The sequence below is a fragment of the Sphingobacterium sp. GQ94 genome (assembly GCF_059758715.1).
In genome coordinates, this window is record NZ_JCAXEC010000024.1 from 1 (window position 1) to 12,218 (window position 12,218).

Annotated in this window: 8 protein-coding genes; 3 read left to right on the plus strand and 5 right to left on the minus strand. The window is 33.4% G+C overall.

Annotated elements, in window-relative coordinates:
- Positions 1-309: 309 nt before the first annotated feature.
- Positions 310-792, plus strand: coding sequence for a WG repeat-containing protein (locus tag AC6CHH_RS15575; protein ID WP_498284536.1), 483 nt, complete (start codon positions 310-312; stop codon positions 790-792).
- Positions 793-1,007: 215 nt separating this feature from the next.
- Here AC6CHH_RS15575 and AC6CHH_RS15580 read toward each other — a convergent pair whose 3' ends face one another.
- A complete protein-coding gene (locus AC6CHH_RS15580) occupies positions 1,008-2,186 on the minus strand; it encodes a putative Ig domain-containing protein (RefSeq protein ID WP_498284538.1) in 1,179 nt (392 codons plus the stop codon).
- Between the two features lie 737 nt (positions 2,187-2,923).
- On the opposite strand from AC6CHH_RS15580, the gene AC6CHH_RS15585 reads away from it, so the two are divergent.
- On the plus strand, positions 2,924-4,240 hold the full coding sequence (locus AC6CHH_RS15585) for an acetylxylan esterase (RefSeq protein WP_498284540.1): 1,317 nt from the start codon (positions 2,924-2,926) through the stop codon (positions 4,238-4,240).
- An 83-nt stretch (positions 4,241-4,323) separates the two neighbouring features.
- Here AC6CHH_RS15585 and AC6CHH_RS15590 read toward each other — a convergent pair whose 3' ends face one another.
- The gene (locus tag AC6CHH_RS15590) at positions 4,324-5,205 is read right to left on the minus strand and encodes a DUF808 domain-containing protein (protein ID WP_498284542.1); all 882 of its coding nucleotides are present in this window, start codon (positions 5,203-5,205) and stop codon (positions 4,324-4,326) included.
- Between the two features lie 229 nt (positions 5,206-5,434).
- On the opposite strand from AC6CHH_RS15590, the gene AC6CHH_RS15595 reads away from it, so the two are divergent.
- Complete coding sequence (locus AC6CHH_RS15595; protein ID WP_498284544.1) at positions 5,435-5,620, plus strand: hypothetical protein; 186 nt, start codon at positions 5,435-5,437, stop codon at positions 5,618-5,620.
- Positions 5,621-5,723: 103 nt separating this feature from the next.
- Here AC6CHH_RS15595 and AC6CHH_RS15600 read toward each other — a convergent pair whose 3' ends face one another.
- The 3 genes from AC6CHH_RS15600 to AC6CHH_RS15610 are packed head-to-tail and all read right to left on the minus strand — an operon-like array spanning position 5,724 to position 11,710.
- Complete coding sequence (locus AC6CHH_RS15600; protein ID WP_498284546.1) at positions 5,724-6,689, minus strand: discoidin domain-containing protein; 966 nt, start codon at positions 6,687-6,689, stop codon at positions 5,724-5,726.
- Positions 6,690-6,702: 13 nt separating this feature from the next.
- Positions 6,703-8,532, minus strand: a complete 1,830-nt coding sequence (locus AC6CHH_RS15605; RefSeq protein WP_498284548.1) for a RagB/SusD family nutrient uptake outer membrane protein — start codon at positions 8,530-8,532, stop codon at positions 6,703-6,705.
- Positions 8,533-8,539: 7 nt separating this feature from the next.
- The gene (locus AC6CHH_RS15610) at positions 8,540-11,710 is read right to left on the minus strand and encodes a SusC/RagA family TonB-linked outer membrane protein (RefSeq protein ID WP_498284550.1); all 3,171 of its coding nucleotides are present in this window, start codon (positions 11,708-11,710) and stop codon (positions 8,540-8,542) included.
- Positions 11,711-12,218 lie beyond the last annotated feature (508 nt).

Genomic DNA, 12,218 nt, shown 5'->3' on the forward strand with positions numbered 1-12,218 from the left:
CCGTAAAACAGATAAATCCACAAAAAATTAAACCATCAAAGTGGCATCATTTGAACCGTAATACCTGGCACAATCAGGCCGAAATAGCTGGCACAATTTGAACCGTAATATCCAAATGGTTTCATTTTTAAAAAACTAGATTCAAATGATCGGCCTAGTTATGTAAATCACAAAGGTGAAATCATTATTGATACGAGCGAATTAATATATGCTTTTTCGGACTCCATAAAAAATCTCGGCTTTGTAATTAAAAAAAATCGAGGACCTATTGGTATTAATAATAAAGGAAAAGAATTATTCAAAGTATATATGTATGATGCTCAACCTGATCTTCCAGTTTTTAATTTATTTAGAATTATAGGTGATCACAATAAAATTGGATTTGCAGATATGAATGGAAATATAATAATATCTCCTAAATATAATTCCATTGACTCATTCAACAAATATGGCAATGCAATCTTTAGAGTATTTTATAAGGATAAATTACGCAGTGTATCTGATTCAGAAAAGTCAAGGGGCTTACTTGAATTCAGAGACCCTACATATCGCCCGTCAATTAACCTAAAAGAATTATTTGGAGTAATAAACTTAAAAGGCGACACAGTCATAAAACCGAAATATAATTATTTAACCCAAGTTGATTCGAATGTATTTTTTGTATCAAAAGACAAAAAAATATACTTTATAGACAAAAAAGAGAATAAGATTGATAAAAAGGAAATATCTAATACGTACCTTAAAAAATATAAAAATGCAAGATATATTTCGGATACTTATAAATATCAATAAATACGGGCGTAAGATTCATCGTGTTGTTTGGAATTTATTTTTTTAAAAAAAATCAAAACATTTTTCAAGTATAGTGTAACACATAATATGCGCGAAAAATAATTTTAAATCGCCTTCGATAATGGTTATATTTAGCTAATATTCAAAATAGAGACGTAAACTACATGAATTTGGTTAAAAACAAGCGAAGTGGTAAACATCTGGATTTCCAATGGTTATTTTTTTACTGTTATGATAACCTTATCATTTGTCCTATTCGAGGATTTATCAATTGCTGTAAAAATCAATTCAAAATTTCCCTCTCTAATTGGTAACCCTGATAGCTTCATTTGCTCACGATCAAAATTCAACCAATCAATCTGATTTTGATTAACAGTATAAGTCAATAGTTCATTATCAATGTCTTTAAAATAATCTTTAGGAAGAGATATTTCGAATTTCTTTCCAACTTGCACTGTGATATCCGAAATTCTATGATAAGCAAATGGTTTAAACAACTTTGAAGTATTAACCCAAAATATGTCTGATTCGGTTAATCCCTTTTCACTAATTTGTAGTCTAGTAAAAAATAAAAACTTGTTATCAATACTTACAAACGGTCTTCTGTCCCAATCTTTTGAATTTATTGTTCGATCAATTATTTGGGGTTGAAGCCAATTATTATTTATATCACGATAACTAATATATAAATCCACCCAAGTTTCGTTGTCTGTATATCTACAGAAGATTACATAATCTTCCTTTGGAGAAACGAATATACTTTCCTCATCATTCGATGAAACAAATTCTGGAATCACATTCACCCCTTGATATTTTTTATCCGCTAATTTTGAATAAAACAAATCAGCGGAGTAACAATTTTCTTTTCCTTCACAATTTCTATTAGAAGAGAAATAAATTGTACCGTCATATGTCATACAAGCATTGCCCTCCCGGCTGGTCGAATTTAATGGAAATTCAATTATTTTTTGAAAGCCCCAATCATCATTCAGCTTTTCAATCACCCAAACATCGGTGTAAACATTGTCTGTATTTGCTTTACTCTTGGTATATAATAAAGATTTGCCATTAGGTGAAAAATAGGGCAGATATACGCATTCGTTTTTTAGTGGTTCGAAAATCGTCGGTTCAGTCCATTTTTCTTTGTTTTTTTGGGAATAAAATATTTTCCCACTGAAGTCGTCTTTGTTTAGGACACCAAATGCTAACTCTTTCATTCCGGGTGTAAATGAAATACCATGCTCTAATCTGTTTTTCTTTGAAACCATATCCGGAGCGAAAATCACGGGAATTGAATCAGGATAGTTTTGTCCAAAATAATCAGGCAATTCGGTAGAAGAATTACAGCTAATCAGCAAAAGAATAAAAATAAATGCTAGGAATTTTTTAGTCATTTTGTAGTAATCTTACTGAAAGCATTTTTATGGGTTAATTCTCAAATATACTGAATATTTTTTGTTTGAAACACATCTAATTATTACAAACAAAATACATATAAATTTGTTAATTAGATACTTACAAAACAACTATCTGAACTAAAATAATGATATATATTGTAAATCTTTGTCCCAAATAAAACAGTTCTACCAAAACTTGGGCATAGAAAAACAAGTTGATTATTATATGTAAAGTTCATAATCTACTTCAACATTGATAATTATTCCTCTAGAATTAACGATCAAATAGCATCACTATTAAGATAATTACTCTACCAAGAATGATAATACCGATGGGCACTAGGAAAAACCATTTAAAAGCCCAATACTGGCGGTCTGTCCAGCCAGAAAACATTTTAGGACGCTTCATATAATTACGAACAAACTAATTGTAAATTGGTTGTTATTGGTTTTTACTAAAAACACCTGCTCGGATTTTAACCAAGTAACATCATGGAGGAAAACAAGTTACCTAGAGTTGTGAAAGTTTTTTTAAATCAAACTTGAGTAGGCAATATTAAAAATTATAAGGATTACAGAAATAAAGTATGGCGTGTGGTTATTGTTGAAAAACATAAGAGCTCAAAATCCAAAGAAGCGTAAAATCCTTTGTAAAATTAAAAATATATTTTTTAAAACCTCAATTCTTAAAATTCCTTAAATTGCACTATAATCAAAACCTAAATATAAATATCATGAACAAGAATTCAATGATGCGATCTATTTTATCTCTTTTAATAACTATTTCAATATGGAGTATTAGTTTTGGTCAATCCAGAAGTAATCAATTTATTCAGGTTCTTGTAACTCCAAATAAATCTGATTGGACTTATTCCAAAAATGAAGAAATTAACTTTAAGGTCTCAGTACTAAAACATCAGGTACCGATGAATAATATCAATGTAAACTATACTATTGGTTGGGAAAAATTAGACCCTATGCAATCTGGGACGATAAAATTGGAGACTACTCAGGTATCTATTGGGGAGCCAATTAAAACTGAAACTCCAGGATTTATTCGGTGTGAAGTAAAAGTTGTTGTTGATGGTGAAGAGTATAGAGGAATTGCTACCGCAGCTGTTTCTCCTGATCAAATTGAACCGACCCAATCCTTACCAAGCGATTTTATGGAATTTTGGAATAGAGAAATTACTAACTTAAAAAATGTTCCATTAGATCCTAAAATGACCCTTATACCTGAAAGATCCACCTCTTTGGTTGATGTATATCACGTTAATTTCCAAAATATCAATAACAGCAGAGTTTATGGAATACTGGCAAAGCCCAAAAAACCAGGAAAATACCCAGGTGTATTGCAAGTTCCTGGGGCAGGCATTAGACCCTATGCAGGATTGATCCCACAAGCTGAAAAAGGATTAATAACCTTGCAAATAGGCATTCATGGTATTCCAGTAACTCATGAACTTGAGCTTTACCAATCATTAAGTAACGGCGCTCTAAAAAATTATGCATATTTTAATTTAGACGATTTAGACCAATATTATTACAAGCGTGTGTACCTAGGGTGTATTCGAGCTGTTGATTTCTTAAGTGATTTACAGGATGTTAATTCAGAAAATCTTCAAGTCTGGGGAGGAAGTCAAGGTGGAGCACTGTCCATAATCACAGCTGCTTTAGATAAGAGAATAAAAAATTTAGTTGCTCTCTACCCAGCCTTAAGTGATTTAACAGGATATTTAAATGGTCGTGCTGGTGGTTGGCCGCACATGTTTAACAAGGAAAATGCCGGTTTCATGGCTACACCACAAAAAATTAAGAATTCAAGTTATTATGACGTTGTCAACTTTGCCAGACAAGTTACAATACCAGGATTTTATACTTGGGGATATAATGATGAAACATGCCCTCCCACCTCTTACTACTCTGCATATAACCTAATAAAAGGACCTAAAACTTTATATCTTGTGCAAGAAACTGGTCATTGGACCTTTAACGAGCAACAATCGAAAATATTTGATTGGATTTTGAAAAATGCGAATATCAAAAATTAAATTACATTGATTAAGAGTCGCTGTACTAATTATAAGTCCTAAAAAATGAGGCTTTTTCATTAACAAAAACCTCATTTTTTATACTAGGAATTTAAATTCTTGGATTTTCTTTGTCCAAATATTCCTTTTAATAAAGTTACTATGCCTACAACTATGACTCCTGCAATTATACCAAATCCTAATTCTTTAATAATCATTGGAATATTCGGTAAAATATGATGGAAATAATCTATGTTATGAATAAATATTCCTCCGGAAACCAACAGTAAAGCAATGGTTCCTACAACAGCAAGGCATTTAATAATTATTGGTAATAACTTCACCAATAATTTTCCAATTTGGGCACCTATTCCCTTGTCATTAGACCTTTTGATTAAATTATAACCTAAATCATCCATCCTAACAATAAGTGCTACAATTCCATATACACCTACTGTGGCTAAAAGTGCTACAACAGTAACTGTTAATATTTGGATTGATAAAGGTCTTTCAAGTACGGTCCCTAGGGCAATAATTACGATCTCTACCGATAAAATAAAATCGGTGGTAATTGCTGATTTTATTTTTGTATTCTCAGCAACTTCTCCACTTTCAGCTTCTTCTTTGATAACCTCATGTCCTTTTTTCTCCCTATGAAAAATGTAGTGAATAATTTTTTCAGCCCCTTCATAGGCTAAATAGAGCCCGCCTAAGATCAAGACATATTTTATTACAACGGGGAAAAAAATATTTAAAATTAAAGCTATTGGAACTATGATTACCTTGTTAATGAATGAGCCTTTAGTGATTGCCCATAATACAGGGATTTCTCTACTTGCTAAAAAACCTGTTGCTTTCTCAGCGTTAACTGCTAAATCATCACCTAAAATACCCGCAGTTTTCCGAGTTGCAATTTTGCTTGCTATTGCCACGTCGTCCATTAAAGCTGCAATATCATCCATTATTGCAAAAAATCCTGATGCCATATGTTTAATTTAAATATTCTTTGGCCTAAATTAGAAATTTATTTATTCAATTTATGAATATAGAAAGAAATTTCCCACTCAAAAAGATACGCGCTGTCAACTTTTCATTCAGTAGATAATCCTATAACAAAGTAATAATGATTCATGTTCTCAATAAGAAGTTCGGGTTAATCCAAAACCAAATCGGAAGTTACTTTGTTATATGAACAAGAACTTTAATCATGAAAGTATGGATAATGAAGAAAAAAAACCTATAAACGGTGCTGAGGAAGTAGATGAAACTAGAGTTCCCCACAAAGTGGTTGAGGAAAAAGATGATGTTCCTGCTGCAAAAAACATTAATAAAACCATTATAATTGCAATAGCGGTCTTGTTTCTTTTTTATTTAGTTTACGTGATAGTAACTTCGAATTAATATTGGTTCAGAGATAATTTAGAATAGTATATTACATTGAATCAAAATAATTAAGGGATGAAAACAAGTTCCATCCCCTAATTTCTACGTGTTTAATTCAATTTTAATATCCAAGTAAATCAATCTCAGCCAAATGAGTTGATGCTTGATTATTAAAATTATCCTTCATAATTATTTTAATTTTTGAAAGATATTGTGCTGTAATTGGAAATTTTTGCATTTCTAATTCGTCTCTTACCATTTCTTGGTCTGACAAAATAGTTGTCCATGTAGTACCATCTCTAGTGCCCAAGACATCAAATTTTTTGAAACCATTGGTATTATTTTGCCGACGTGTAAGGCCAATTTGGGTTGTATAAAATTCCTTTTTTAGATCAACCTCAATCGTATGCGGAAATTCTGGCGATCCGCCCTGCCATTGGGAATGCCAAAAAGTAGAGATATTATTATCAATAACAAATTTGGCTAAACCATTTGATACTCCCTCACCTTCTTTTTCTTCAGAAGAAGCAGATGCAACCCATCCGGATTTTTCATGTATTTTTTCAGTGACTGCCGCTAAAAAATAAATAGTATTTCCATTTTGTCTAAATTGATATCCTTGATCGTTGCTCGCTTTTAAAGCTAACAGATATTCCTTTTTTATATCGAATAATTCGGGCTTGTAACTAAGGGTTAAATAATCGGAACTTATATTTCCAGGACTAATAACACCTTCTTTTTTGTCTAAAGAAAAACTTCCACTAGGGAATTGCAAATAAGGTTCTTGACCTCTGTCCGATCTAACTCTGTTTGTACTATCGAAGGCAGCCTGATCAATTTCAAACTTAACATAAATATCTGATGCTGGTAAACCAACACCACCGAAATTAACATTAAACACCTCTTTTCTTTCTTCAATTTGAGGGAAAATCATCAAATCCTGAACTCCGTTTACAGCTTTTTGTACGCTCAACCAAACTTGTTCTTTTGAATCTGTTGTTTGCTCAAACGATAGCTTTTCTTGCTCACAAGAGATTAAAATAGCTATCCCTGATACCATCGCAAGTAATCTAACAATATTTTTCATAATTTATATATAATTAAAAACCAGGTATTTGAACCAATTGCTTATTTCGATCTAATTCCATTTGATGCCATGGCATAAAATAGTTTTTATCATTCCATTCCGCTCTCATAACTGCAGGCACCCTAGTATAAAAGTCTAGAGAATTAACTTTTGTCCCTTTAGTCATGTCCATTCCTTGATAGTTTCCTCCCTGAACATACCCTGGTTGATTTGCAATCTTCCATCGACGCACGTCAAAATATCTCTTCCCCTCAAAACATAACTCGACACGTCTTTCCAATCGAATTTCTTCCCTGACTCTAGATTGAGACAAGCCAGCATCTAAAGAAGGGATGCCTGCACGATTTCTAACTTTGTTAAGATAAATTAAGACATCAGGATGATTTGGTTGAGCTTCGTTTAATGCTTCAGCATAATTTAGATAAAGTTCAGATAATCTGATTAACATTGCTGCCCTACTTGTTCCATTACTTGGGGTTACACTAAAAGTTGGATGTATATTTTTTCTCGCAGTATATCCAGTTTTTGGCCAGTCACGTGGTGCACCATTTTTACCTGAATTACCTGTGGCAAAAAACTCAACACTGGTCATTCCTGATTTGGGCGCCCCGGGTATCATTGATCCATTAAAAGTTATATAAGAATAAAATCTAGGCTCTCTATTTGTATACATATTGTTGGTTCCCTCAACATAATGATTGTTACCCTGAGTGGTAAATGTATTCTCATTATATGAAGCGCTTTGGTTTATTTTTAGTCCATCTTTCATTCTAAAATCATCCACCAATTCCTGAACAACAGCTAAACCGTTATATGCCGTACCGGACACTGCGCGTGGTGAGGCATGGATTTCCCACTGGTATCTATTTGTACTTGGCCTTAACCAAACACCTTCCTTTTGGTATCCATCCCAAAATACATCTCTTGTGGACAAAAATGCTGTTTCAAAATCGTTTGCACCCGTCTTCACGTAAAGTGCTTTACCATTTGCTTCGGCTATATCGATTGCTTTTTTGGCAGCCGTAGCTGCTTTTTGCCATCTTGTTGCATCATAAGTTTGGTTAATTAGTTGTTTTCCATCTAGGTTTCTCCAATTTGAAAAGCTTGTATTTCCATTATATAACGGGCTTGCATGAAATAACGTAATTTCGGACTTTACAGCCTCTACAACCATCTTATTGATTCGGCCTAACTGCGTCCCATCCGCTGTTCTGGTAACTCCTAAGTAATGTTCTTCTGGGAGATCAACTATTGCCTCATCCATCTGCGCTAATACAAAATCCACACATTCATCCCAGCTACTTCTTGGGATTTGATAGTTATCTGCAGCAGCATCGTCGCTATTTAGCGGTAATATCATTACTGGACCATGCAATTTCATTGTTGACCAGTAATAATAGGCCCTTAGAAATTTCGCCTCGGCTTTATATTGCTTTATTAAGGTGGCCCCATTTTCAGCATCTAGGAGCTCAGTGCATTTGTCAACATTGTTGATAAAAATACCGCATTGCCTAATTTTATTATAAAACGTAACATAATTTGTATTGACATTATCAGCCGATAATGCGCCAGAATTAGCAGGGAATTCCTGCCAATTCGAAACGTCCATTTCGTCAGTGATTGCCGAATAAAAAAATGTATATGGTTGATTCCATATATCTGGAATCGGTGAATATAAACCACCCCAATAGTTTTCGGTTTGAGCTCGGTTCGAGAAAATATTATCAATATTTAATAAATTATCCGGTTGCGCATCAAAAAACTTATCATTACAACTATTTAGTGATATTGTGGTCATTGCAAAAAACAATGCAATCTTTATTTTTCTATATTTAATTTTCATAATCAGCTTATTTAAAATTTATTCTTAATCCTAAATTGAATACCCTTGTATTTGGATATGCGGTACCTCTTCCATCTCCCATTTCTGGATCCCAAAATTTCCAAGGAGACGCTGTAAATAGATTTGTTCCATTAACATACAATCTTAACTTATTTATTTTCAGTCTGTCTAAATAAGGTTTTTCTGTTAAATTATAACCAATTTCAGCTTGTTTCAACCTAATATAATCAGCTCTTCTCAACCAATAAGTACTATGATAATAATTTGTAGTTACGGTTTCATTGGTAGACAATCTTGGATACAAGGTTTCTTTATCCGGATTTTCAGGATCCCAACGATCCAATATATTTGTATACATGTTTCCGTATGTTGCACCTTGAGAAAAAGGAGTAACAGCGAAACCGCTACTGTAGTTTAAGTCAACTAGTCCTGCTCCTTGGAAAAATAAACTAATATCGAATCCCTTATATCCCCCTCCTATGGTTAAACCATAAGTCAATAGAGGAACATTTCCTAAACCAATTGCGGTCTGATCACTTGAATTTATAATTCCATCACCGTTTAAATCCTTATATCTAATGTCTCCAACTCTGATGTCTCCAGCTTGGTTTGCCGAGTTCTGAATCTCTTCTTCTGTTTTAAATAACCCTTTTGCGATATACCCAAATCGCTGTGAGATTCGATGACCTTCTCGATCCAAATAAGGATACGCCCATGGTGGCAAATTATCTCTAATAGCTTTATTAGAATTATAGTTGAGGGTACCTCTAGCCATAAAAAATCCATTATTTAACGTTTTATTATAATCCAGCGTCAAATCTATCCCCTTATTTAGAGTTTCGCCTATATTTTTAAATGGAACATTTCCCGAGGTAAACCCTGAAGCATAAGGAATATCTAAACCTTGCATTAATATTCCCGTTCTATCTTCCTTAAATAGCTCTGCAATGAATTGCAGTTCATTATTAAATAAATTGAATTCAATTCCAATATTGTGTCTATAAGAAGTCTCCCAAGTGACATCGTTACCGATCAGACTTTCTCTGTAGCCATCATATGACCGTTGAGAACCAGGTATTCCGAAAGAGTAGGATCCACCTTCTTGAGAATATTTGGTTAAATATAAAAACCTTGCATTAGCACTGTTCAAATTGGCATTTCCGGAAGAACCAAATGAATATCTTAGTTTAAAATGAGGTATATATTCTTTCATATTTTCAAAGAAACCCTCATTCGAAACAACCCATCCTAAACCTATTGATGAAAATAAACCAAACCGGTTATTCGGGGTGAAGTTATCAGATCCAGAATAAGAAAAGTTTGATTCGAACAGATACTTTCTATCATATGCATAGGTTGCTCTACCAACCATATTTCTTTGACGATATGGAATAGCGGCGGTATAGCTCCCAACTGAAAAACCTGCATCAGAAAAATCCGATTGATTAAATAAGAGTAGTCCACCAACGTCATGAACGCCAAATGTTCTGGTATAATTCAATGATGCTTCAGAGTATAACCTTCGAGACGTACCTCTCACTAATCCAAAGCTTAAATCCTCAGAACCAGTGTCAGTATTATTTAAAACTAAATTTCCATCTTCATCTCTACCTTCAGCGAAATAAGACGGTAAATTTCTTTGACGCGTTAGTAGTGAGTTTAAAGAGGCATCGAAAGCAAAAACACCGTTAACTTTTAATCCCTCTGTAATAAAATCTAAACCTTGCGTAACCCTTAAATTAGAACGGACCACATTATCATACCTATTGTTGATTCCTGATTGTGTCATGGCCTTATAAGGGTTTTCAGTAGATCCTTTTACAAATGGCCAAGAACCATCTGAATACCGAACAGGAATAACATGCGGAGAGCTTTGAGTAGCCAAGGCAAAAATATAATCTCTTCCCCTTGCTGGCTCGTTATAATTTTTCAAATAACCATTAAGTCCAAAATCAATCTTTGTATTTTTTGAAATATTAAGGGTCAAGTTACTTGTGAAGTTGAAACGATCTTCTTTTAATTTTGAATTAAAAGTCTGAATGTCATCCGTTTTAAACTGACCACTTTCCGTATAATATCCTAGTGATAAGTAATATTGAGCTATATCTGCTCCCCCTGTTATATTTAAATTAGCTCTATTATTTGAAGCATTTTCATCAAATAATTCTTCGTACCAATCTACATTTGGGTATAAATCGGGATCCTCTCCAGTTATGTGCTTTTGGATTAGTTCATCACTATAAAATGCAGGCTTTCCCCTCATGGTTAGGCCTTCATTAAATAATTGCATAAAAGTTGGACCATCAATAAATTTTGGCAGATAGGTAAAGCCAGTTATTCCATTTTGCACTTCAGCTGCTATAGATGGTTTACCTGCTTTTCCTTTACGAGTATTGATTAGGATTACACCATTTGCACCTCTTGTACCATAAACGGCGGTAGCAGTTGCATCCTTTAAAATTGTAAAACTTTCAATATCTTCGGGGTCTAGATTATTAATATCACGATCAGGAATTCCATCTACAATTAATAATGGTGTTTGAGGAGAACTTGCGAAAGTTGAAACACCTCGGACAAATAAATCCGCGCCACTACTTCCTGGCCCACCACTCCTCTGTGTTGCAACAACACCAGCTAATCTACCAGCGATAGCAGTTGATAAATTTGATACTGGAACCTTTAATTCTTCTCTTTTAATTGTCGCCTGAGATCCCACATTGCTTTCCTTTTTTTGAGTACCATATCCTACAACTACGACCTCATCAATTCCTGACAAATCCTCCTTAAGAGTAATAGCAATATCTTGTTGGTTATTGCTAATCGTATACTCTTGTGTCTGGAATCCCACTAAGCTAAATACAAGTATTGACGAGGAAGGTACCTCAATAACAAAACGGCCATTAACATCAGTTGAGGTGCTTACTTTAGAGTTTCCTTTTACAGAGATGGTAACGCCCTGCATTTCATTCCCCTTTTCATCCCGTACATTTCCGGTAACTAAGTTTTCTTGCTGATAAAATACCTTAAGATTCTTGAGTTCACTTGTTGGATTATTTGCTTTTAAATCCCCTAAAGGAACTAATTGGCATAACAATAAAGCAAAGACGGAGTTCCGTTTCCACTTGAGGGAATACTCAATAACATTTCCCCAAGGTTTAATTGGTTTTCTTGTTTTCATAAGTAGTAAATTGGTTTTTTTGTGTTGTCGGTAATGATACGTAGTTCATTTTTAAATTCAAAAACGCAAACGTTTGCGCCATTTTAACTTTTTTTAACTTTATGCAAACACCTTACTTCTGATCTAGTTGATATGGATTATTATATTGGATTTTATTTCACTAAAAAATTGAAATAAAATCATAAATAACTAGTAACAAAGCATTTAACTTCAATTGAAAAAGTATAAATAAATTGAAACATCTTCCGTTTCATACTCATTTATCTGGACTAGGGATTTAGAAATATGTAACAAGGTAGGTTTTATCTTAATTAGCTTTTTTTTCATTAGGATTAAAAATAGTTAACGGAAATTTATTATCCTATAAGGAAACCACCGTTGAGTGTCAATAAACGTGATTGAGAGGGAGTAGGAATTGATAAATCATTGATTTCACCTTCAATAAAATTCATCATAAATATTACCTGAATAATACTATAAAATTTCGTAATTTTGTATGCCTTTTTAA

Bases quoted from the DNA above. Each gene is read 5' to 3' on its own strand.
- AC6CHH_RS15580 (WP_498284538.1), bottom strand. From the start codon at position 2,186: ATGACTAAAAAATTCCTAGCATTTATTTTTATTCTTTTGCTGATTAGC.
- AC6CHH_RS15595 (WP_498284544.1), top strand. From the start codon at position 5,435: ATGGATAATGAAGAAAAAAAACCTATAAACGGTGCTGAGGAAGTAGAT.
- AC6CHH_RS15600 (WP_498284546.1), bottom strand. From the start codon at position 6,689: ATGAAAAATATTGTTAGATTACTTGCGATGGTATCAGGGATAGCTATT.
- AC6CHH_RS15605 (WP_498284548.1), bottom strand. From the start codon at position 8,532: ATGAAAATTAAATATAGAAAAATAAAGATTGCATTGTTTTTTGCAATG.
- AC6CHH_RS15590 (WP_498284542.1), bottom strand. From the start codon at position 5,205: ATGGCATCAGGATTTTTTGCAATAATGGATGATATTGCAGCTTTAATG.
- AC6CHH_RS15610 (WP_498284550.1), bottom strand. From the start codon at position 11,710: ATGAAAACAAGAAAACCAATTAAACCTTGGGGAAATGTTATTGAGTAT.
- AC6CHH_RS15575 (WP_498284536.1), top strand. From the start codon at position 310: ATGTATGATGCTCAACCTGATCTTCCAGTTTTTAATTTATTTAGAATT.
- AC6CHH_RS15585 (WP_498284540.1), top strand. From the start codon at position 2,924: ATGAACAAGAATTCAATGATGCGATCTATTTTATCTCTTTTAATAACT.